We start from the raw sequence: 23,137 nt of genomic DNA, 5'->3' as shown, positions 1-23,137 counted from the left end.
CTATCGGACAACGCTCAAACGCCCCGTAGATCTACTCATAAGGAGAAACACCCCATGCGTAATACTTTTGCTGTTGCCTTGATGCTGGCTGCTTCGCTTGGCCTCGCTGCCTGCGATAAAAAATCCGAAGACAAAGCTCAGGACGCTACTCAGCACGCTGAGCAAGCTCAAGAAAAAATGTCTGAAGCCCAGGACAAAGTGAACGACGCGGCGAAAGAAAATGCCGAAGCGGCCAAAGCTCAGGCCGAGTCCAACAAAGCTGCTGCTGAAGAAGCCGCTCCAGCTGTTCCTGCAGCTCCAGTGGCAACTCCAGAAAGCAAGTAACAGCGCTTTTTGTGATGCAAAACAAAGCCCGCGCTATGCGGGCTTTGTTGTGTTTGAACACACAGCCATAAAAAAAGCCCTGCATCCGTTAGATGCAGGGCTTTTTTATGTATCCGGTAACGCTTTTGGCGATCCGGATATTACGCGAGTGCTTCTTGACGCTTGCCCAGCAGACGGTCGCAGACAACTGCGCCCAGCAGGGTCACAAGGCACGGCACCAACCACGCCAGGCCCTGATCGCTGAATGGCATGTTAGCCAGTTGGGCCGGAATCCAACCGCCCAGGCCAGCGCCTTTAAGCGCATCGATCGAACCGAAAAGGAACGAAACCAGCATTACCGGGCCAACGATGCGCGCCTGCGCATGCCACAGGCCTTTGCAGAAGCTCAAGGCCACCAGCACGATGCACGGCGGGTAAATCGCCGTCAGCAGCGGGATGGAGAACGCGATCAACTGCGTCAAACCGAGGTTCGACACGGCCAGCGAGAACACGGCAAGGATAATCACCAGCGTCTTGTAAGACAGTGGCAATACCTTACTGAAGTATTCAGCGCAGGCACACGTCAGGCCAACAGCCGTTACCAGGCAGGCCAGAGCGATCAGCACCGCCAGGAAACCGCTGCCCAGCGAACCGAAGGTGTGCTGTACGTAGGCATGCAGTACTGCCGCGCCATTGGTTGCGCCCGCTGCCACTTCATGGCTGCCCGCGCCCAGGCGGAACAGGCTGATGTACACCAGCGCCAAACCAACCCCGGCGATCAGGCCGGCAATGATTGCGTAACGGGTAATCAGCTTCGGCGACTCAACCCCACGGGAACGAATGGCGTTCACGATCACAATGCCGAACACCAGTGCACCCAGTGTATCCATGGTCAGGTAACCATTGATAAAACCTTGGGAGAACGGTGCAGCGACGTATTCAGGGGTCGCAACGCCAACATCACCTGCAGGCAAGGCAACGGCAGCAATGCCGAGAATGGCCAGCGCGATGATTTTCAGCGGAGCAAGGAAGCGCCCTACCGTGTCCAGCAAACGACCCGGGTACAGCGAAACGAAGAACACAATCAGGAAGTACACCGAGCTGTACAGGAACAGCGCCAGCGGGCTCTCACCGGTCAACGGTGCCAGGCCGACTTCAAAGGATACAGTGGCGGTACGCGGGGTCGCGAACAGCGGGCCAACAGCCAGATAGGCCACAGCCGCCAGCAAGCCACCAGCCACTTTGCCGATCGGGCTGCTCAGTGCATCCATGCCGCCGCCAACTTTGGCCAGCGCAATAACAGTCACCACCGGCAGACCTACTGCGGTGATCAGGAAGCCCAATGCGGCCATCCAGACATTAGGCCCGGCTTGCAGGCCAACGATTGGCGGGAAAATGATGTTACCCGCCCCAACGAACAGGGCAAAAGTCATAAACCCAAGTGCCAGAATGTCCTGGCCTTTCAATACTTTCATTACGGAAATACCACACTACTGAATCGGAATTTAGAGGGGAATTTCCCGTACGGATGTGGGAAATGCTGTCGGTCTGTATAAGTCCAACCCGTCTAGCGCGCGGCTTCCTTTTGGGATGCTCACGCAGAACTGCGGAATGGCGGCAAGATTACCGATTTTTTTCCTACAACGCACTGTTAGAGGGCGGACTGTCCGATGAACGAACGCAGTTGTCGCATGAATGACATCGAAAAATGGTTTGGTGTGGTTTTTCTTCGCTGGGATAGGCATTACTTCGTAGCAGCTGCCGTAGGTGCATACCCCAGAACGCACAAAGGCCACCCGAAGGTGGCCTTTGCCTGGTGTAGCAGTCAGTTAAGCGCGAGGCTTATTTGACAGCCCAGCCAGTCAGCTCAGACAGAGCCTTGCCGATATCTGCCAGCGAACGCACGGTTTTAACGCCTGCGTCTTCCAGGGCAGCAAACTTCTCGTCTGCAGTACCCTTGCCGCCAGAGATGATTGCGCCAGCATGGCCCATGCGCTTGCCTGCAGGGGCAGTCACACCAGCGATGTAGGAAACAACTGGCTTGGTCACGTGTGCCTTGATGTAGGCAGCCGCTTCTTCTTCAGCCGAACCGCCGATCTCACCGATCATTACGATCGCTTCGGTCTTCGGGTCTTCCTGGAACAACTTCAGGATGTCGATGAAGTTGGAACCAGGGATCGGGTCACCGCCGATGCCTACGCAAGTCGACTGACCGAAACCGGCATCAGTAGTTTGCTTCACAGCTTCGTAAGTCAGGGTGCCGGAACGCGACACGATGCCTACTTTGCCTGGCAAGTGAATGTGACCTGGCATGATGCCGATCTTGCATTCGCCTGGGGTGATAACGCCTGGGCAGTTAGGGCCGATCAGGATTACACCCAGCTCGTCGCACTTAACTTTAGCGTCCAGCATGTCCAGGGTAGGAATGCCTTCAGTGATGCAAACGATCAGCTTGATGCCGCCGAAAGCTGCTTCAAGGATGGAATCCTTGCAGAAAGGAGCTGGTACGTAGATAACGCTGGCGGTTGCGCCAGTGGCAGCTACAGCTTCTTTCACGGTGTTGAAAACAGGCAGGTCCAGGTGAGTGGTACCGCCTTTGCCCGGAGTAACGCCACCAACCATCTTGGTGCCGTATTCAATGGCTTGCTGGGTGTGGAAGCTACCCTGCGAACCAGTGATGCCCTGGCAGATAACTTTGGTGTCTTTATTGATCAGGACGCTCATTACTTGCCCTCCGCAGCTTTAACAACTTGTTGAGCAGCGTCGGTCAAGCTGGTAGCAGCGATGATGTTCAAGCCGCTTTCTGCCAGTACTTTAGCGCCCAGTTCAGCGTTGTTGCCTTCAAGGCGAACAACCACCGGGATTTTCACGCCGACTTCTTTCACTGCACCGATGATGCCTTCGGCAATCATGTCGCAACGAACGATGCCGCCGAAGATGTTGACCAATACTGCAGCGACATTGCTGTCGGACAGGATGATCTTGAACGCTTCGGTTACGCGTTCTTTGGTAGCACCGCCGCCAACGTCGAGGAAGTTGGCTGGCTTGCCGCCATGCAGGTTAACGATGTCCATGGTGCCCATCGCCAGACCAGCGCCGTTTACCATGCAGCCGATGTTGCCTTCCAGTGCTACGTAGTTCAGTTCGAACTTGGCAGCGTGCGCTTCGCGCGGATCGTCTTGCGACGGATCGTGGAAAGTTTTCAGCTTGGCCTGACGGTACATGGCGTTTGCGTCGATGTTGATTTTCGCATCGAGGCAGTGCAGATCGCCGTCAGTCTTGATAACCAGCGGGTTCACTTCCAGCAGAGCCAGGTCGTGATCCTTGAACAGCTTGGCCAGACCTACGAAGATCTTGGCGAACTGAGTAACTTGCTTGCCTTCCAGACCCAACTGGAAAGCCAACTCGCGACCCTGGAATGGCTGAGCGCCAACCAGTGGATCGATAGTTGCTTTCAGAATTTTTTCTGGAGTGTCGTGAGCGATTTTCTCGATGTCCACGCCACCTTCGGTGGAAGCCATGAACACGATACGGCGGCTCGAACGGTCAACGACAGCGCCCAGGTACAGCTCTTTAGCGATATCAGTGCACGATTCAACCAGGATCTTGGTGACCGGCTGACCAGCGGCATCAGTCTGGTAAGTCACCAGACGCTTGCCCAACCACTGTTGTGCGAATGCTTTAGCGTCTTCTTTGCTGCGAACCAGCTTTACGCCGCCCGCTTTACCGCGACCACCTGCGTGAACCTGGGCTTTAACAACCCATTCAGTTCCGCCGATTTTGTCGCAAGCTTCTGCGGCTGCTTCCGGGGTATCTACTGCATAACCCTTGGATACTGGCAGGCCGTATTCAGCGAACAGCTGCTTACCCTGATACTCGTGAAGATTCATGCTTTTTACCGTCTTCGTTAGGTACTGCGCATTCGGCGCTGCACTTTTATTAGTGCCGCACCACCTGTGACTGCTGCTTGTGCTGCTTCAACAAACCCGACACACGCGTGAGCGGAGTCGGGCCTGGGTCAAACAAGACAAGACTGCGTCCGGCGGAAGTTCCGCGGTGAGGCTTGCTAGCAAGGCTCACGACGGGCAAACCGCCGTGGTTTCTTATTGTCTGGTATTAACGTTTCTTACGGTTGGCAATGTGGATGGCACCGCCATTCACAGCCAGCGCTGCTTCGTGCAACGCTTCGGACAGGGTTGGATGGGAGAAAACCATCATGCCCAGATCCTCGGCACTAGTGCCGAATTCCATACCGATAGCGCCCTGCTGAACCAGCTCTGCAGCGCTCGGGCCAATCACGTGGACGCCCAGTACGCGGTCAGTTTTGGCATCAGCAATGACTTTAACAAAGCCACCGGTGTCGTTTGCTGCCATGGCACGGCCACTGGCTGCGAACGGGAAGGTGCCGACGTTAACTTCAACGCCTTCAGCTTTCAAGGCCTGTTCGGTTTTACCTACCCACGCGATCTCCGGGTGAGTGTAAATAACCGATGGAATCAGGTCGTAGTTCATCTCGGTCTTGTGACCTTTGATGCGCTCAACAACCATGATGCCTTCTTCCGAAGCCTTGTGAGCCAACATCATGCCGCGAACCACGTCACCGATGGCGAATACGCCCGGTACGCTGGTGGCGCAATGATCGTCAACAAACACGAAACCGCGCTCGTCGATGGTCACGCCGCTGTCAGCTGCCAGCAGTTCGGTAGTCACCGGACGGCGACCCACGGCTACGATCAGCTTGTCGAACGTGATGGTCTGTTCGCCGTTGGCGTCGGTGTAGGTCACAACGACTTCTTCGCCGTTAACCTTGGAACCGGTTACGCGAGCGCCCAGCTTGATGTCCAGACCTTGTTTGGTCAGGGTTTTGTAGGCTTCTTTCGAAACGGCAGCGTCAGCAGCCATCAGGAACGTGTCCAGAGCTTCCAGAACAGTTACCTGAGCGCCCAGACGGGACCATACCGAACCCAGTTCCAGACCGATAACACCAGCGCCGATAACGCCCAGACGCTTAGGTACGGATTGGAATTCCAGTGCGCCGGTCGAATCAACGATCACGTTGTTATCAACTGGAGCCGGTGGAATGTCGATTGGGCGCGAACCCGATGCCAGAATCACGTTCTCGGCTTCGATGATTTCAACGCTGCCGTCTGGCTTGGTCAGTTCAACACGCTTGCCGGCCAGCAGTTTGCCGTGGCCTTGCAGGGAAGTAACACCGTTAGCCTTGAACAGGGTAGCAACGCCGGAAGTCAGACCTTTAACGATGTTGGCTTTACGGCCAACCATCGCAGCTACGTCCATCTTCACTTCACCGGTGGTGATGCCGTGGATAGCAAATGCATCCTTGGCTTCGTGATACTTCCAGGAGCTGTCCAGCAGCGCCTTGGATGGAATGCAACCAACGTTCAGGCAAGTACCGCCCAGAGCCAGTTTGCCTTCCTTGTCGGTGTATTTTTCGATGCAAGCAGTCGAAAGGCCCAATTGCGCGGCCTTGATGGCTGCAACGTAGCCGCCAGGGCCCGCACCAATCACTACAACGTCAAATTTCTGAGACATGAAAATAGATCCTCTATTAGCTACAAGCTGTCAGCTGCAAGCTGCAAGCCCAAGCCAAGCTGCTTTTTCTCGCAGCTTGTCACCTGAAGCTTGCAGCTGCTTCTATTAGATATCCAGCAGCAGACGAGCTGGGTCTTCCAGCAGGTTTTTGATTGCTACCAGGAAACTTACAGCTTCTTTGCCGTCGATCAAGCGGTGATCGTAAGACAGAGCCAAATACATCATCGGACGGATAACTACCTGACCGTTGATTGCCATTGGACGCTGAAGGATGTTGTGCATGCCCAGGATCGCGGCTTGCGGCGGGTTAACGATCGGGGTCGACATCATCGAACCGAAAGTACCACCGTTGGTGATCGTGAAGGTACCGCCGGTCATTTCGTCGATCGACAGCTTACCGTCACGGGCTTTCTTGCCGTAAGCAGCGATACCGCCTTCGATTTCAGCCAGGCTCATCAGTTCGGCGTTACGCAGAACCGGAACCACCAGACCACGGTCGCTGGATACAGCAACACCGATGTCGGCGAAGCCGTGGTAAACGATGTCGGAACCGTCGATCGAAGCGTTCACAGCCGGGAAGCGTTTCAGCGACTCGGTAGCAGCTTTGACGAAGAACGACATGAAGCCCAGGCGTACGCCGTTGTGGGCCTTCTCGAACTGGTCCTTGTACTTCGAACGCAGTGCCATGATTTCAGTCATGTCCACTTCGTTGAAAGTGGTCAGCATCGCCATGTTCGACTGAGCTTCAACCAGACGCTTGGCCACAGTGGCACGAACGCGGGTCATCGGAACGCGTTTTTCTACGCGGTCGCCAACAGCGAATACCGGAGCAGCAGCGGCAGGAGCAGCGGCCTTGGCCGGCGCAGCAGCAGGAGCGGCCTTTTTGGCAGCAACAGCAGCAACTACGTCTTCCTTGGTCACACGACCGCCTTTGCCAGTACCGGCAACGGAAGCGATGTTGATGCCGTTTTCTTCAGCGATCTTGCGAGCTGCAGGAGCAGCAACAGGATCGTCTTCGCCATCAGCAGCAGGAGCAGCAGCCTGAGCGGCCGGTGCAGCAGCGGCTGGGGCAGCAGCAACACCGCCTTCAACGATGGAGCCCAGAACTTCGTCGGACAGAACGGTGTCGCCTTCGTTCTTGACGATAGCGCCCAGAACGCCGTCAGCTGTAGCCAGTACTTCCAGCACAACCTTGTCGGTTTCGATGTCAACAATCAGGTCGTCGCGTTTTACAGCGTCGCCCGGTTGCTTGTGCCAGGTGGCAACGGTGCCATCGGCAACCGATTCCGGAAATGTTGGGGCTTTGATCTCGATAGCCATGTTCTTTGGTTCCTTAAATTCGGTTTCAGTGCGCGAAGGCGTTAAACAGTGAACGCGTCTTGCAACAGTTTTGCCTGTTGCTCAGCGTGCATCGATGCGTAACCACAAGCAGGTGCAGCAGAAGCGTCACGGCCCGCGTACTCAAGTACGAGAGACTTGTCGTGACCGCCAATGATGCGGCGCATGTGGTGTTGGCTGCAGTACCAGGCACCCTGGTTCATCGGCTCTTCCTGACACCAAACAATATGCTTGGCGTTTTTGTACGGAGCCAGGACTTCAATCAAGTCGTCCTCAGGGAACGGGTACAGCTGCTCAAGACGCACGATGGCGATGTCATCACGACCTTCGGCACGGCGTTTTTCCAACAGGTCGTAGTAGACCTTGCCGCTACACAGCACGATGCGACCGACTTTCGCCGGATCTTGCGCATCGATTTCCGGAATAACGGTCTGGAACGAACCTTCGGCCAGATCTTCCAGGGTCGAGATTGCCAATTTGTGACGCAGCAACGACTTCGGTGTCAGGACGATCAGCGGCTTGCGCAGCGGACGGATAACCTGGCGGCGCAGCAGATGGTAGATCTGTGCAGGAGTTGTTGGTACGCACACCTGAATGTTGTGCTCAGCGCACAATTGCAGGTAACGCTCAAGACGTGCAGAGGAGTGCTCCGGGCCCTGACCTTCATAACCGTGTGGCAGCAACATGGTCAGACCGCACAGACGGCCCCACTTGTGCTCACCGCTGGTGATGAACTGGTCGATTACAACCTGGGCGCCGTTGGCGAAGTCGCCGAACTGGGCTTCCCAGATCACCAGCGCCTCTGGCGTGGTGGTCGAGTAACCGTATTCGAACGCCAATACTGCTTCTTCCGACAGCAACGAGTCGTACAGGTCAAAACGTGGCTGACCCTCGAACAGGTGCTTCAGAGGAATGTAGGTGCCAGCATCTTTCTGGTTGTGCAACACGGCGTGACGGTGCGAGAACGTACCGCGACCAATGTCCTGACCCGTCATGCGGATCGGGTGACCTTCGAACTGCAGGGTTGCGTATGCCATTGTTTCGGCATAACCCCAGTTGATCGGCAGGCCGCCGGCTTGCATTTTTTGACGGTCTTCGTAGATCTTCGCAACCTGACGCTGAACCACGAAGCCATCTGGAATTTCCAGCAGCTTGGCCGACAGTTCTTGCAGGGTCTTGAGATCAAAACGCGTGTCGTGACGAGCAGTCCAGGCGTGACCCAGGTATGGGCGCCAGTCTACAAACAGCTCTTTGTTAGGCTCTTTGACCAGACTTTTCACAACATGCAGACCGTTGTCCAGCGCGTTGCGATATTCGTCGATCTTGGCCTGAACGCGCTCTGCGTCTACCACTTTCTCTTGCGTCAGACGCTCGGCATACAGCTCACGGGTAGTGCGCTGCTTGGCGATCTGCTGATACATCAGCGGCTGAGTGCCGTTTGGCTCATCGGCCTCGTTGTGACCGCGACGGCGGTAGCAGAACAGGTCGATCACGACGTCACGCTTGAACTGCATGCGGTAGTCGATAGCCAGCTGGGTCACGAACAATACGGCTTCCGGATCATCACCATTTACATGGAGGATCGGGGCCTGAATCATTTTCGCGACGTCAGTGCAGTACTCGGTAGAACGCGAGTCTTCCGGATTGCTGATGGTGAAGCCAACCTGGTTGTTGATGACCAGGTGAACCGTACCGCCAGTCTTGAAGCCGCGAGTCTGCGACATCTGGAAGGTTTCCATGACCACGCCCTGACCTGCGAATGCAGCGTCACCGTGGATGGAAATCGGCAGTACCTTTTCGCCGGTGCTGTCGTTACGACGGTCCTGGCGAGCACGTACAGACCCTTCAACCACTGGAGAAACGATTTCCAGGTGGGACGGGTTAAACGCCATTGCCAGGTGAACTTCGCCACCGGAGGTCATGACGTTGGAGGAGAAGCCCTGGTGATATTTAACGTCACCGGAACCCAGCTCGATTTTTTTCTTGCCTTCGAACTCGTCGAACAGCTCGCGCGGGTTTTTGCCGAAGGTGTTCACCAATACGTTCAGACGGCCACGGTGGGCCATGCCGATAACGATTTCCTTGGTGCCGTAGTTGCCCGAACGCTGGATCAGCTCGTCCAGCAAAGGAATCAGGCTTTCGCCGCCTTCCAGGCCGAAACGCTTGGTGCCCGGGTATTTGGTACCCAGGTACTTCTCCAGACCTTCAGCAGCAGTGACGCGCTCAAGCAGATGGCCTTTGACTTCAGCCGAATACGCTGGACGGCCGCGTACGCTTTCGAGGCGCTGTTCAAACCAGTGGCGCTGCTCGGAATCGACGATGTGCGTGAACTCTGCGCCGATGGTGCGGCAATATGTCTGCTGCAACGCTTCGAGAATTTCGCGTAGGCTCGCTTCCTCTTTGCCGATATACAGGTCGCCGGCACGGAAGGTCGTATCAAGATCGGCATTGGTCAAGCCGTAATGATTGATCGACAGGTCTGCAGGTGCAGGACGCTGCCACAGCCCCAGCGGATCAAGCTGGGCTGCCTGGTGGCCGCGCATCCGATAGGCCTGGATCAATCGCAGCACTTCAACCTGCTTCTTCTCGTGCTCACTGCTCACGCTCCCGGCGGAAACCGGTTGGGCGCGGCGCTGGTTCTTTGCCAGCAGCACGAAATGATCGCGGATTGTGGAGTGCGAAACATCGTTGGCAGAGTTGCCGTCAGCGGGCAACGTCTGAAATTTGGTGCGCCATTCTTCTGGCACAGCGTTAGGGTCGTGCAGGTAGAGCTCGTAGAGCTCTTCCACATAGGCAGCGTTACCACCTGAAAGATAGCCGCTGTTCCACATGCGCTGCATCACGCTTTCTTGCATGCTTGGTCACCCTCGGTTAGGGGACACCATCGACGAGAACACCAGAGCACGCTTGAGAAAGTCCGAATACAGCGACTAAAACAAGCCACTTAGGATCACGCTGATAGTCCGGGTACCAGCCCGGATGCCCCTGCTGGTCTCATTTCTTCAAAATAAGAGCCGCAGCTTTATGAGCTGTTGCTCAGGTTAAAACTACGGCGCCGGTTGAAGCCTGCGCCGTAGCATCTACGGTTACAGCGGTCCTGCGTTACAGCTTTGGATCACACGCCGCTTTGCAGCAGCATGCTACGCACGTGTCCAATGGCCTTAGTCGGGTTCAAGCCCTTCGGACACACGTTTACGCAGTTCATGATCCCGCGGCAGCGGAATACGCTGAACGGGTCATCCAGTGAAGCCAGACGCTCGCTGGTCTTGGTGTCACGGCTGTCAGCCAGGAAACGATAGGCTTGCAGCAGTGCAGCAGGGCCCAGGAACTTGTCCGGGTTCCACCAGAAGGACGGGCACGAGGTCGAGCAGCAAGCGCACAGGATGCACTCGTACAGACCGTCGAGCTTTTCACGCTCTTCTGGCGATTGCAGACGCTCAATGGCCGGAGCCGGAGTATCGTTCTGCAGGAACGGCTTAACTTTTTCGTATTGCTTGTAGAAGATGCTCATATCGACGACCAGGTCACGGATAACCGGCAAACCTGGCAATGGACGAACAATCAGCTTGTTGCCTTTAACGACAGCGGACAGCGGCGTTACACACGCCAGGCCGTTTTTGCCGTTGATGTTCATGCCGTCGGAGCCGCAAACGCCCTCACGGCAAGAGCGACGATAGGAGAAACCCTCGTCCTGCTCTTTAACCAGCGCCAGCACGTCCAGCACCATCAGGTCTTTACCATTGGTATTGACCTGAAACTCTTGCATGAACGGCGCAGCGTCCTGGTCCGGGTTGTAGCGATAAACACTGACTTTCAACATATCGGCCACCCTTAGTAAGTCCGAATCATGGGTTCAAAGGTCGGGACGGTTTTCGGCGAGAAGTTTACGGCTCGCTTGGCAACGCGCTTTTCACCCGGGAAGTACAGGGTGTGGCACAGCCAGTTAACGTCATCACGATCTTCGAAATCTTCACGGGCGTGAGCACCGCGCGATTCTTTACGAACTTCAGCAGCGATTGCAGTTGCTTCAGCCACTTCGAGCAGGTTTTGCAGCTCAAGGGCTTCGATACGGGCCGTGTTGAACGCCTGGCTCTTATCGTTGATTTTCACGTTGGCGATGCGCTTGCGCAGATCAGCCAGCTGGGCAATACCCTTCTGCATGTATTCGCCAGTACGGAATACACCGAAGTAGTTCTGCATGCAGCTTTGCAGCTCTTTACGCAGGGTAGCTACGTCTTCGCCGTCAGTACGCGAGTTCAGGCCGTCCAGACGTGCCAGGGCAGCGTCGATGTCGGACTGGCGAGGACGAGCGTAATCAACGCCTTCTTTCAGGGTCTGCTCAAGGAACAGGCCTGCAGCACGACCGAACACCACCAGGTCAAGCAGCGAGTTGCCGCCCAGACGGTTGGCACCGTGTACCGATACGCACGCCACTTCACCCACTGCGAACAGGCCAGGGATGATGGTATCAACGCCATCAGCGTCCTGAGTGATCGCTTGGCCATGAATGTTGGTGGCAACGCCGCCCATCATATAGTGGCAAGTTGGAACAACCGGGATCGGCGCTACGGCTGGATCGACGTGAGCGAAGGTCTTGGACAGTTCCATGATGCCTGGCAGACGGCTGTGCAGAACTTCTTCACCCAGGTGATCGAGTTTCAGCATTACGTGGTCGCCATCTGGACCGCAACCGTTGCCCGCGATGATTTCCTTAACCATCGAGCGAGCTACAACGTCACGACCAGCAAGGTCTTTAGCGTTCGGAGCGTAACGCTCCATGAAACGCTCACCGTGCTTGTTGATCAGGTATCCACCTTCACCACGGCAACCTTCTGTAACCAGTACACCGGCGCCGGCAATACCGGTTGGGTGGAACTGCCACATTTCGATGTCTTGTACCGGCACGCCAGCACGCAGCGCCATGCCAATACCGTCACCGGTGTTGATCAGAGCGTTGGTAGTGGACGAGTAGATACGGCCTGCACCGCCAGTCGCCAATACGGTGGCGTTAGCGCGAACGTAAGAGGTTTCGCCTGTTTCGATGCAGATAACGATCATGCCGACAAAGTCGCCAGCCTCGTTCTTCACCAGATCGACACCGTAGTATTCGTTAAGGAATACAGTGCCAGCCTTCAGGTTGGCCTGGTACAGGGTGTGCAGCAGCGCGTGACCGGTACGGTCGGCTGCAGCGCAGGTACGGGCAGCCTGACCGCCTTTACCGAAGTCCTTGGACTGACCACCGAAAGGACGCTGGTAGATGCGACCCTGTTCAGTACGGGAGAACGGCATGCCCATGTGTTCAAGTTCGTATACGGCTTCCGGGCCTACGGAACACATGTATTCGATAGCGTCCTGGTCACCGATATAGTCGGAACCCTTGACGGTATCGTACATGTGCCAGCGCCAGTCATCGTTTGGATCTGCAGACGCGATCGCGCAGGTAATGCCACCCTGAGCCGATACGGTGTGCGAACGAGTCGGGAAAACCTTGGTGATTACGGCAGTCTTGTGACCACCTTGTGCCAGCTGCAGAGCAGCGCGCATGCCAGCACCGCCGCCGCCAATAATGATGGCGTCGAACGAAAGTGTATTAACTGTGTTAGCCATGAATCAGATACCCCAAAGAATCTGCACACCCCAGACGAAGTAAGCGAACATTGCAACGCCGCAGACTGCCTGGAAGAGGAAACGTACTGCTGTCGCGGACTTGCCAAGCGCCATTGGCGTCAGGTAGTCGGTCGCGATGGTCCACATGCCTACCCAGGCGTGTGCGCCCAGAGCAACAAGGGCCAGCAGGCTGAAGATACGCATCCAGTTGCTTGCAAACAGTTCATGCCATTGGGCGTAGCCAATGCCAGGGTTCGCAACGAGGTATCCGATCAGGAAAATGAAATAAGCCGCTAGAACGACCGCAGACACACGTTGTGCCATCCAGTCATAGAGGCCCGAACGCGATAGGTTCGTAACGCTGGTTACCATATCCAAACTCCCGCCAGAACGATCATCACCACGGAAATGGCGATTACGATTTTCGAGCCCAGTCGGCCGCCTTCAAGCGTCTCACCGATGCCCATGTCCATGATCAAGTGGCGCACACCGGCAACCAAGTGATACAGCAAGGCAGAGAGCAGGCCCCACGCAACGAATTTGGCCAGCGGACTGGTCAAGCATGCCTTCACCTCGGCAAAACCTTCTTCGGAACCCAGGGATTTGCTCAATGCATAAAGCATGATGCCCAGGCCGAGAAAAAGAATAATGCCCGATACACGGTGCAGAAATGACGTAACGCCGGTGATGGGGAGTTTGATGGTCCTTAGGTCTAGGTTTACAGGTCGTTGGCTATTCACGGCTTTTTTCACACTGAAGAGCCCCTAACAATCAGGGCAAGTTTGTTGGGATGCGCACTGGTCAGGTACCCACCACCCGGGAGTGACGACCCCCATCTAAACAGGCCCAAAAGCCCCTGGCGGTCGGCTGCCGAGTATAGACAGTTAGGTCACTAATGACAACGCAAACACCTCCCCCTAATAGCGCATTGCGCTTAGGCTATAAAAGGCGTAAACGGCTGGGATATTCGCGAAAAAATGCTTCTCAAAGCCTTGTACAGCAAGACTTTAGGCAAATTGACATTCAAATTTATCTCACTATAGTGGTGCGGGCCCTGCGTGGGGGGTCTGTCTGATGATTTCAAGCATAAATAGGAGGCCACATGGCTGACAAAAAAGCGCAGTTGATCATCGAGGGCGCAGCCCCCGTCGAGCTGCCCATTTTAACTGGCACCGTGGGTCCCGATGTAATCGATGTGCGCGGCCTAACGGCTACGGGCCGATTCACATTTGACCCTGGCTTCATGTCGACTGCATCTTGCGAGTCGAAGATCACCTATATTGATGGTGACAACGGTATCCTGCTCCACCGCGGCTACCCGATTGAACAGCTGGCTGAACACTCTGACTACCTTGAGACCGCTTATCTGCTGCTGAACGGCGAACTGCCGACTGCAGAGCAGAAGGCTCAATTTGTCAGCACCGTGAAGAACCACACCATGGTTCACGAGCAGTTGAAGACTTTCTTCAACGGCTTCCGTCGTGACGCCCACCCGATGGCGGTCATGTGCGGTGTAGTCGGCGCCCTTTCGGCCTTCTACCACGACTCCCTGGACATCAATAACCCGCAGCATCGCGAAATTTCCGCGATCCGTCTGGTTGCCAAGATGCCAACCCTCGCAGCGATGGTTTACAAGTACTCCATGGGTCAACCCATGATGTACCCGCGTAACGACCTGACCTACGCCGAAAACTTCCTGCACATGATGTTCAACACGCCGTGCGAGATCAAACCGATCAGCCCGGTACTGGCCAAGGCAATGGATAAGATCTTTATCCTGCACGCTGACCACGAACAGAATGCTTCGACCTCCACCGTGCGTCTGGCGGGTTCTTCGGGTGCTAACCCGTTCGCCTGTATTGCCGCTGGCATCGCTGCACTGTGGGGCCCTGCCCACGGCGGCGCAAACGAAGCCGTGCTGACCATGCTCGACGAAATTGGCGATGTTTCGAACATCGACACCTTCATCGCCAAGGCCAAGGACAAGAACGATCCATTCAAACTGATGGGCTTCGGTCACCGCGTTTACAAAAACCGCGACCCACGCGCCACAGTCATGAAGAAGACGTGCGACGAAGTACTTAAAGAGCTGGGGATCAAAAATGATCCGCAACTTGAGTTGGCCATGCGTCTGGAAGAGATTGCACTGACCGACCCGTACTTCATCGAGCGCTCGCTGTACCCGAACGTCGACTTCTACTCGGGGATCATCCTCAAGGCGATCGGCATTCCAACCAGCATGTTCACCGTGATCTTCGCTCTGTCGCGTACAGTCGGCTGGATCTCGCACTGGAAAGAAATGCTCTCCAGCCCGTACAAGATTGGCCGCCCACGCCAGCTGTACACCGGCTACGAGCAGCGTGACCTGACCAAACTGGAAGACCGCAAGTAAGGCATATCCCACGATATAGTCTTAGCTGCAAACAAAACGGCCTCTATATATAGAGGCCGTTTTTGTTTTGCGCCGTTTTAACCCTGTGCAGAACTGACTGCTGTGGGAGCGGGCTTGCTCGCGATGGTATCGCCGTGGCTCGCCTGACAGGCCGCAGTGATGCCATCGCGAGCAAGCCCGCCCCCACACAAACCTCAACACAAAAAAATCCCCCTGCCTCACGACAGGGGGATTGCTTTACACATAACGCCTACCGCTGATTAATGATCCACCGCCCCGCTCGCCCCAAGACCGGTCTGCGAACGCACAAACTGCGGGAAGAACAACGCACGCTCTTTCTCTGCTGACTTGGACTTGTCAGTAATAGAGAAGAACCAGATACCCGCGAACGCAATGATCATCGAGAACAGTGCTGGGTACTCGTAAGGGAAGATCGCTTTTTCATGATGCAGGATCTGCACCCAAATGGTCGGCCCCAGAATCATCAGGCCTACCGCACTCACCAGCCCCATCCAGCCGCCAATCATCGCACCGCGAGTGGTCAGGTTTTTCCAGTACATGGAAAGCAGCAGTACCGGGAAGTTGCAGCTAGCCGCGATGGAGAACGCCAGGCCCACCATGAACGCGATGTTCTGGCTTTCAAACAGGATACCCAGGCCGATCGCCAACACTGCCAATGCAATGGTGGTGATTTTCGAAACCCGAATCTCATCCTTGTCGTTGGTCTTGCCCTTCTTGATCACGCTGGCATACAGGTCGTGAGACACCGCCGAAGCACCAGCCAGGGTCAGACCCGCAACCACCGCCAGGATGGTGGCGAACGCCACTGCCGAGATAAAGCCCAGGAAGATACTGCCACCTACCGCATCAGCCAGATGCACGGCCGCCATGTTGTTACCACCCAGCAAGGCGCCAGCAGCGTCTTTGAATGCAGGGTTGGTGCTCACCAGGATGATCGCGCCAAAACCGATAATGAAGGTCAGGATGTAGAAGTAGCCAATAAAGCCGGTTGCGTACAACACGCTCTTGCGAGCTTCTTTCGCATCACTCACGGTGAAGAAGCGCATCAGGATATGTGGCAGGCCAGCAGTACCAAACATCAATGCCAGGCCCAGAGAGAACGCAGAAATTGGATCTTTCACCAGCCCGCCCGGGCTCATGATCGCCTCACCTTTAGGGTGAATCTTGACCGCTTCAGCAAACAGCGCATTGAAGTCGAAGTTGACGTGTTTCATTACCATCACGGCCATGAACGTCGCACCGGACAGCAACAGTACCGCCTTGATGATCTGCACCCATGTGGTTGCCAGCATGCCGCCGAACAACACGTACAGGCACATCAGGATGCCCACCATGATCACCGCTACGTGGTAATCCAGGCCGAACAGCAACTGGATAAGCTTACCGGCACCCACCATTTGCGCGATCAGGTAGAACGCAACCACCACCAGCGAACCGCACGCTGACAACGAACGAATCTGGGCTTGCCCCAGACGGTACGACGCCACGTCAGCAAAGGTGTACTTGCCCAGGTTGCGCAGACGCTCTGCTATCAGGAACAGGATGATGGGCCAGCCCACCAGGAAGCCGATCGAATAGATCAGGCCATCGTAGCCAGAGGTGTAGACCAGCGCGGAAATACCCAGAAAGGAGGCGGCGGACATATAGTCGCCCGCAATCGCCAGACCATTCTGAAACCCTGTGATTTTGCCGCCAGCTGCATAATAGTCGGCTGCCGACTTGTTACGCTTCGATGCCCAGTAAGTAATGCACAGCGTGGCGCCAACAAATGCAACGAACATGATGATCGCGGCAATATTAAGCGGTTGTTTTTGCACTTCGCCAGTCAGGGCCTCCCCCGCCCAAACCGCTGGTGCAAGGGCAGCGATGCCCAGTGTTGCCAATAGACGCCTGATCATTGCCCCGCCTCCTTGAGAATTGCATTGTTCAGCGCGTCAAACTCACCATTGGCCCGGCGTACATAGATTGCCGTCAGAATAAAGGCTGAAACAATCAGCCCCACACCAATCGGAATACCCCAGGTAATAGACGAATCAGGGGTCAACTTGGCCCCCATGATGTGCGACCCATAAGCAATTAACAGGATAAAGGCGGCATATAACCCGAGCATGATTGCCGAGAGAATCCAGGCGAATCGTTCTCTTTTTTTAACCAGCTCCTTGAAGCGCGGGCTGTTTTGAATCGAGAGGTAAATGCTGTCGTTCATTATTTTTGTCCTCGCAGCACAGATGAAATGGAACGCTTTCACTATTAGGGCGCTGCTGATTCAATTCCAGACGACTTTAGTAGTAGAGCCCCAATTTGCTGTAGCCCCCGATTTCTCTAGCCTGCAAGGACGATGACCGCTAGCACAACCGCCCATAAATGCAAAAACCGCCTGGCGTAAACGCCAAACGGTCTTGTGTACTGCGACCCAGACACTTCGCGATTATTTAGCGGTCCACTGAGCAACGCGTTCCGGATGTTTAGCGACCCATTCCTTGGCCGCAGCTTCAGGTTTTGCACCCTCTTGAATAGCCAGCATTACCTCGCCAATCTCATCTTTTGAATCCCAGGAAAACTTCTGCAAAAACGCCGCTACTTCAGGGGCTTTTTTATCCAGTTCCTTGCTGCCGATACTATTAACGGTTTCTGCAGCGCCATACACGCCCTGCGGATCATCGAGAAAGCGCAGCTTCCACTTGGCAAACATCCAGTGCGGCACCCAGCCGGTCACTGCGATGGGTTCATTCTTGGCATAAGCGCGCCCCAACTCAGAAGTCATGGCAGCCCCTGAACTGGCTTGCAACTTGTAACCCTTCAGGTCGTAATCCTTGATTGCCTGATCGGTCTTGAGCATCACACCTGAGCCGGCATCAATGCCGACAATCTTGTTTTTAAACTCGCTGCTGCCCTTCAGGTCGGCAATGGACCGTGCCTTTACATACTCCGGAACGATCAGGCCAATTCTTGCGTCTTTAAAGTTCGGACCATAATCGACAACCTTGTCTTTATTCTTGGCCCAGTACTCGCCATGAGTCACCGGCAGCCAGGCGGACAGCATCGCGTCCAGCTTGCCCGTCGCCACGCCCTGCCACATGATCCCGGTTGCTACCGGCATCAGTTTCACGTCATAACCCAGCTTCTGCTTGATAACTTCGGCCGCTACATGGGTAGTCGCCACGCTATCGGACCAACCATCAACATAACCAATATTCAGGGTCGGCTTGCTCTGAGCGCTTGCCAAACCCGCACTCATCGCCAGCACCAAGGCTGCTCCCGCGCTCAAAAGGCGTCGCATCTTCATCTTTGATTCCCCACAGTGCCGGGCCCGACGAGTGCCGGGCCACATCAGGGTTGGTGCAGGGTTTGTACCCCCTGCTTAACCTGCACCGTGATAATCAACCTCGACTGCCGACAGTCATGCTCTGACGACGACTTCCAGGCAGCAACCAACGACATTGCGACCATACCCCGTTGGAACCCCGGCACTTTGCCCGCAAGACTGCCTGAACTTTGCATGTCAAAATTATACGCGGGCGCTGAACCGGCTCAATTGCAGGTAAGATGCGCGGCTTTGCTCCCATACGGCCTGACCATGTCTGCGACTGCCCGCTTCCCCGTGCTGCCTTATCTGTTTGCCTGCTTACTGGGCGTGTTTGCCATTGCCGGCTTCTGGTACGGCCTTGGCCAACCGGTAATTTTGCCCGATGCCGCGACACCGACCCACAAGCTGCAATGTGCGTCCTACACGCCGTTCGACAAGGACCAGTCCCCCTTCGACCAGCCTTTCGTACCGCGCGCCGAACGCATGGACGCAGACCTGGCATTGCTCGCCACGCGCTTTCAATGTATTCGCACCTACTCCCAGGCAGGCCTTGAAGCCCTGCCGGAGTTGGCACGCAAGCACGGCCTGAAACTGATGATCGGGGCCTGGGTCAGCAGCGACCCTGTCGCCACTGAACAGGAAGTCGACGCCCTGATCGCCTCGGCCAACGCCAATCCAGACGTGGTCAGCGCGGTTATCGTCGGCAACGAAGCCCTGCTGCGCAAAGAAATAACAGCCCCGCAACTGGTCAAGCTGATCGGCAAGGTTAAAAGCCAGGTCAAGCAACCCGTCACTTACGCAGATGTTTGGGAGTTCTGGCTGCAACACCCGGAAATCGCTCCGGCAGTGGACTTTCTGACCATCCACCTGCTGCCTTACTGGGAAGATGACCCAGCGGGCATTGATCAGGCAGTGAACCATGTGGCGCAGGTCCGTCAGGTGTTCGGCAACAAGTTTGCCCCTAAAGACATTCTGATCGGCGAAACCGGCTGGCCCAGCGAAGGTCGCCAGCGTGAAACCGCCCTGCCGAGCCGGGTCAACGAAGCGAAATTCATTCGTGGCTTTGTCACGCTAGCCGAACAGAACGGCTGGAAATACAACCTGATCGAAGCGTTCGACCAACCCTGGAAGCGTGGCAGCGAAGGTGCTGTTGGGGGTTACTGGGGTTTGTTTGATGCCGATCGCCAGGACAAGGGCATCCTCGCCGGGCCCGTGTCCAACCTGCCGCACTGGCCTGTGTGGCTAGGTCTTGGCGCCACCCTGTTTCTGGGCACGCTGCTGATTGGCGGGCGGGTTCGTTCAACTCGCGCCGCGCTATTGCTGCCAGCACTGGGGGCTGTGGCGGGATGCAGCATCGTGGCCTGGGCCGAGCTGGCGTCAGTCACCAGCCGCTTTGCTGGCGAGTGGCTATGGGCTGGCTTACTGGTTGGCCTGAACCTGATCGTACTGACCCATGGCGCATTGGCCCTTGGCCAGAAAGACGGCTGGCGCGAACGCCTGTTCAACTTGCTGGAGCGGCGTGCGGGTTGGTGGCTGGCTGCGGCCGGTTTTGCCGGTGCCGTGATGATGCTTGGGTTGGTATTTGAACCGCGCTACCGCAGCTTCCCGAGTGCAGCGCTGCTATTGCCTGCACTGGTTTACCTGCTACGCCCGGTAACCGGCCCACGCCGCGAATTCGGGCTGCTGGCATTGATCATAGGCGCGGGCATTCCGGTGCAGCTGTACCGCGAGGGCCTGATCAATGAGCAGGCGTGGACATGGGCATTGGTGAGCGTACTGATGGTGATGGCTCTGTGGCGCAGCGTGCGCAAGCGCGCATAACACCCTTTTAGCATTACCCCTTGTGGGAGCGAGCCGGCTCGCTCCCACAACTGATCGTACAAACTCTTATCTGGCTGCCCGCACCAATCGCAGCCCTGCAATCACCACCGCAAACACCGCCAGGCTGGCGTTATACAATGCCAGCGCCGGCAAGCCGAACAACAAGGCCAGTACCGCCAGCGCGCTGCCGACCCGTCCGCGCACAAAGAACGCGACAATCGACAGTACCAACGCGATCCAGCCCATCACCCGGAAATGGATCAACAGCCCCAGGTTGGAGCGCAACTGGCATTCCCAGCGCGCAGCCTCAGCAACACACGTGCCCACCCACTGCGGGTCTTCCATCAAGCCGTATCGCAGCCCATAACTGGCCACGAGCCACACAGGCAGGGCGATAAGCAGCAAGATCAACGGCAAACGAGGTCGCATAAAAACTCCGATAGACAAAAGCGGCGCCCAGCTTAATCTCCATCCTCGTCTATGCAAGCCTTGCAATCAGATATCTGTTAACTAAAGTCATTCAACGTGTATCGTTGGGTAGCCTTTTGCCTGCCTGCGACTCTGTGGGGATTTATTTAGTGCCGCCATACGGCACTTCAGCACTAGCCCTGTGGTCATAGCCTGCGAATCATTTCCGCACCTTTTTAGGGATAGTCTTCATGCTTCGTTCTCTGCCCCTCGCTGCCTTACTGGGCGGCCTTATCTTGAGTGCGTCCGCACAGGCGGTCGATGTCGACCCCGCAACGTATGGCTACCCGATTACCAATCCGTTTGAAGCCACGATTGCCACCACTCCGCCGGACATGCGCCCCCTGCTGCCCGCCGAAGATGACATCAACCAGTCGGACTACACCCTCAGCCTGCGCCCCGAACGCGAATTCACTCTGCCCGCCAATTTTTGGGCCGTGAAAAAGCTGACCTACCGCATGGCCAAACAGGATCATCCGGCGCCACTGATGTTTCTGATTGCAGGCACCGGCGCGGCTTATGACAGCAGCCTCAATGAATACTTGAAAAAACTCTTCTACCAAGAGGGCTATCACGTCGTTCAGCTGTCATCACCCACCAGCTATGACTTTATGAGTGCAGCCTCACGCTTGGCTACACCAGGCATCAGCCAGTACGACGCCGAAGACCTGTATCACGTGATGCAAGCCGTACGCGCCCAACAGGCAAGCCTCCCCGTAACCGACTACTACCTGGCAGGCTATAGCCTGGGAGCGCTGGATGCAGCTTTCGTCAGCCACCTGGATGAAATCCGCAAAAGCTTCAACTTCAAAAAGGTGTTGATGCTCAACCCGCCGGTCAACCTGTTCACCTCCATCAGCAACCTCGACAGGCTGGTTCAAACAGAAGTCAAAGGCATCAACAACACGACCACTTTCTACGAACTGGTGCTGAACAAGCTGACCCGCTACTTCCAGGACAAAGGCCGTGTAGACCTGAATGCGGCCCTGGTCTATGACCTGCAAAACTCCAAGGAGCGCCTGAGCAACGAGCAGATGGCAATGCTGATCGGCACCGTGTTCCGCTTTTCGTCGGCCGACATCGTGTTCACCTCGGACCTGATCAACCGCCGAGGCCTGATCACTCCGCCGAACTACCCGATCACCGAAGGCACCAGCCTTACGCCGTTTCTCAAGCGTTCGTTGCAGTGTGACTTCGACTGCTACCTGACCGAGCAAGTGATTCCCATGTGGCGCGCCAAAACTGATGGCGGCAGCCTGTTGCAACTGATCGATCAAGTCAGCCTGTACGCGCTCCAGGACTACCTTAAAAACAGCCCGAAAATTGCCGTCATGCATAACGCTGACGACATCATCCTGGGCCCTGGCGACCTGGGGTTTCTGCGTAAGACCTTCGGCAATCGCCTGACGGTTTATCCGTATGGCGGCCACTGCGGCAACCTCAACTACCGAGTCAACGCTGACGCTATGCTGGAGTTTTTCCGTGGCTAAACAACTATTGCTTCTTGCCGCCCTGCTCAGCGCAGGCTTCGCCCAAGCGGATAACAGCAAGGCCCACACGGAGCTGACGCCGGATATCGACGGCTTTACCCAACCGTTGAAATTGCTCAAGTTCAATCCGGGCCTGGATCAGCGCGAGTTCGAACGCGCCACCATGAACGCGCTCAATGTGTATGACCCGCTGGAGTCACTCAACCGCCGTATCTACCACTTCAACTACCGCTTCGACCAGTGGGTGTTCCTGCCGGTGGTCGACGGTTATCGCTATGTTACGCCGAGCTTTCTGCGTACAGGCGTGAGTAACTTCTTCAACAACTTGGGTGATGTACCCAACCTGTTCAACAGCCTGTTGCAACTCAAGGGCCACCGTTCTCTGGAAACTACAGGGCGCCTGCTGCTCAACACGACTTTGGGTGTTGGCGGCCTGTGGGACCCGGCTACGGCAATGGGCCTGCCGCGCCAAAGCGAAGACTTCGGCCAGACATTGGGCTTTTATGGAGTACCGGGCGGCGCTTATCTGATGCTGCCTATCCTCGGGCCGTCGAACTTGCGTGACACCACCGGTCTGGCGGTCGACTTTGGCGTCAACCAGGAAATCAACTTCCTCAACGTACCTCACGAAAGCACCCGCCACCCCGAGATCTGGGTACTGGGCGCTGTCGACAAGCGTTACAACACCAGCTTCCGCTATGGCCAGTTCGACTCGCCGTTTGAGTACGACAAGTTGCGCTATATCTACACCGAAGCGCGTAAATTGCAGATCGCCGAGTAACCACACAGGCAAAATCTGTAGCCGCTGCCGCAGCCTGCTAAAGCTGCGCAGCGGCC

At 56.1% G+C, this 23,137-nt stretch carries 19 protein-coding genes; 5 read left to right on the top strand and 14 right to left on the bottom strand.

The features are described 5' to 3' along the window. Nucleotides 1–54 precede the first annotated feature (54 nt). On the top strand, nt 55–324 hold the full coding sequence (locus tag V6L79_RS11300) for a hypothetical protein (RefSeq protein ID WP_261742397.1): 270 nt from the start codon (nt 55–57) through the stop codon (nt 322–324). Between the two features lie 140 nt (nt 325–464). Here the strand turns inward: V6L79_RS11300 and brnQ are convergent, their stop codons facing one another. The 10 genes from brnQ to sdhC all read right to left on the bottom strand — a co-directional run bounded on the left by brnQ (nt 465) and on the right by sdhC (nt 13,553). After that, nucleotides 465–1,778 carry a branched-chain amino acid transport system II carrier protein gene (gene brnQ, locus V6L79_RS11295; RefSeq protein WP_261741574.1) on the bottom strand — a complete coding sequence of 438 codons (1,314 nt, stop codon included), beginning with the start codon at nt 1,776–1,778 and terminating at the stop codon, nt 465–467. 367 nt (nt 1,779–2,145) lie between these two features. Further along, the gene (sucD, locus tag V6L79_RS11290; RefSeq protein ID WP_048358600.1) at nt 2,146–3,027 is read right to left on the bottom strand and encodes a succinate--CoA ligase subunit alpha; all 882 of its coding nucleotides are present in this window, start codon (nt 3,025–3,027) and stop codon (nt 2,146–2,148) included. Then, nucleotides 3,027–4,193 carry an ADP-forming succinate--CoA ligase subunit beta gene (gene sucC / locus V6L79_RS11285; protein WP_261741573.1) on the bottom strand — a complete coding sequence of 389 codons (1,167 nt, stop codon included), beginning with the start codon at nt 4,191–4,193 and terminating at the stop codon, nt 3,027–3,029. The genes sucD and sucC overlap by 1 nt, the downstream gene beginning before the upstream one ends. Before the next feature lie 226 nt (nt 4,194–4,419). Then, complete coding sequence (lpdA, locus tag V6L79_RS11280; RefSeq protein WP_261741572.1) at nt 4,420–5,856, bottom strand: dihydrolipoyl dehydrogenase; 1,437 nt, start codon at nt 5,854–5,856, stop codon at nt 4,420–4,422. A 105-nt stretch (nt 5,857–5,961) separates the two neighbouring features. Then, the gene (gene odhB / locus V6L79_RS11275) at nt 5,962–7,176 is read right to left on the bottom strand and encodes a 2-oxoglutarate dehydrogenase complex dihydrolipoyllysine-residue succinyltransferase (RefSeq protein ID WP_261741571.1); all 1,215 of its coding nucleotides are present in this window, start codon (nt 7,174–7,176) and stop codon (nt 5,962–5,964) included. A gap of 41 nt (nt 7,177–7,217) precedes the next feature. After that, on the bottom strand, nt 7,218–10,049 hold the full coding sequence (locus V6L79_RS11270) for a 2-oxoglutarate dehydrogenase E1 component (protein ID WP_261741570.1): 2,832 nt from the start codon (nt 10,047–10,049) through the stop codon (nt 7,218–7,220). Between the two features lie 260 nt (nt 10,050–10,309). Then, a complete protein-coding gene (locus V6L79_RS11265) occupies nt 10,310–11,014 on the bottom strand; it encodes a succinate dehydrogenase iron-sulfur subunit (RefSeq protein ID WP_261741569.1) in 705 nt (234 codons plus the stop codon). Nucleotides 11,015–11,025: 11 nt separating this feature from the next. Next, the gene (gene sdhA, locus V6L79_RS11260) at nt 11,026–12,801 is read right to left on the bottom strand and encodes a succinate dehydrogenase flavoprotein subunit (RefSeq protein WP_261741568.1); all 1,776 of its coding nucleotides are present in this window, start codon (nt 12,799–12,801) and stop codon (nt 11,026–11,028) included. 3 nt (nt 12,802–12,804) lie between these two features. Beyond that, on the bottom strand, nt 12,805–13,173 hold the full coding sequence (gene sdhD / locus V6L79_RS11255) for a succinate dehydrogenase, hydrophobic membrane anchor protein (RefSeq protein WP_003446906.1): 369 nt from the start codon (nt 13,171–13,173) through the stop codon (nt 12,805–12,807). After that, nucleotides 13,167–13,553 carry a succinate dehydrogenase, cytochrome b556 subunit gene (sdhC, locus tag V6L79_RS11250; RefSeq protein ID WP_261741567.1) on the bottom strand — a complete coding sequence of 129 codons (387 nt, stop codon included), beginning with the start codon at nt 13,551–13,553 and terminating at the stop codon, nt 13,167–13,169. The genes sdhD and sdhC overlap by 7 nt, the downstream gene beginning before the upstream one ends. Before the next feature lie 350 nt (nt 13,554–13,903). On the opposite strand from sdhC, the gene gltA reads away from it, so the two are divergent. After that, on the top strand, nt 13,904–15,193 hold the full coding sequence (gene gltA / locus V6L79_RS11245) for a citrate synthase (protein ID WP_261741566.1): 1,290 nt from the start codon (nt 13,904–13,906) through the stop codon (nt 15,191–15,193). A gap of 260 nt (nt 15,194–15,453) precedes the next feature. On the opposite strand, the gene V6L79_RS11240 is transcribed toward gltA, so the two are convergent. The 3 genes from V6L79_RS11240 to V6L79_RS11230 form a co-directional block, all read right to left on the bottom strand. Beyond that, the gene (locus V6L79_RS11240) at nt 15,454–17,112 is read right to left on the bottom strand and encodes a cation acetate symporter (RefSeq protein ID WP_261741565.1); all 1,659 of its coding nucleotides are present in this window, start codon (nt 17,110–17,112) and stop codon (nt 15,454–15,456) included. After that, nucleotides 17,109–17,420, bottom strand: coding sequence for a DUF485 domain-containing protein (locus tag V6L79_RS11235; protein WP_261741564.1), 312 nt, complete (start codon nt 17,418–17,420; stop codon nt 17,109–17,111). Before V6L79_RS11235 ends, V6L79_RS11240 begins: the two co-directional genes overlap by 4 nt. A 222-nt stretch (nt 17,421–17,642) precedes the next feature. Further along, nucleotides 17,643–18,500 (bottom strand): glycine betaine ABC transporter substrate-binding protein, encoded by an 858-nt coding sequence (locus V6L79_RS11230; protein WP_261742396.1) that lies wholly within the window; start codon nt 18,498–18,500, stop codon nt 17,643–17,645. A 291-nt stretch (nt 18,501–18,791) separates the two neighbouring features. Here V6L79_RS11230 and V6L79_RS11225 point away from each other — a divergent pair, with 291 nt between their 5' ends. Next, nucleotides 18,792–20,342, top strand: a complete 1,551-nt coding sequence (locus V6L79_RS11225) for a beta (1-6) glucans synthase (RefSeq protein WP_321836069.1) — start codon at nt 18,792–18,794, stop codon at nt 20,340–20,342. 66 nt (nt 20,343–20,408) lie between these two features. Here the strand turns inward: V6L79_RS11225 and V6L79_RS11220 are convergent, their stop codons facing one another. Then, nucleotides 20,409–20,771 (bottom strand): hypothetical protein, encoded by a 363-nt coding sequence (locus V6L79_RS11220; protein ID WP_321836068.1) that lies wholly within the window; start codon nt 20,769–20,771, stop codon nt 20,409–20,411. A 230-nt stretch (nt 20,772–21,001) separates the two neighbouring features. Here V6L79_RS11220 and V6L79_RS11215 point away from each other — a divergent pair, with 230 nt between their 5' ends. Both V6L79_RS11215 and V6L79_RS11210 read left to right on the top strand, forming a co-directional pair. Continuing rightward, a complete protein-coding gene (locus V6L79_RS11215) occupies nt 21,002–22,300 on the top strand; it encodes a serine/threonine protein kinase (RefSeq protein WP_338580235.1) in 1,299 nt (432 codons plus the stop codon). Further along, a complete protein-coding gene (locus V6L79_RS11210) occupies nt 22,293–23,081 on the top strand; it encodes a VacJ family lipoprotein (RefSeq protein WP_261741560.1) in 789 nt (262 codons plus the stop codon). The genes V6L79_RS11215 and V6L79_RS11210 overlap by 8 nt, the downstream gene beginning before the upstream one ends. Nucleotides 23,082–23,137: the final 56 nt, after the last annotated feature.

The organism is Pseudomonas sp. ML2-2023-6 (assembly GCF_037055265.1).
Taxonomy (GTDB): domain Bacteria; phylum Pseudomonadota; class Gammaproteobacteria; order Pseudomonadales; family Pseudomonadaceae; genus Aquipseudomonas; species Aquipseudomonas kulmbachensis.
Note: the sequence above shows the minus strand (reverse complement) of the source record. Positions and strands in the feature narration are given on the sequence as shown.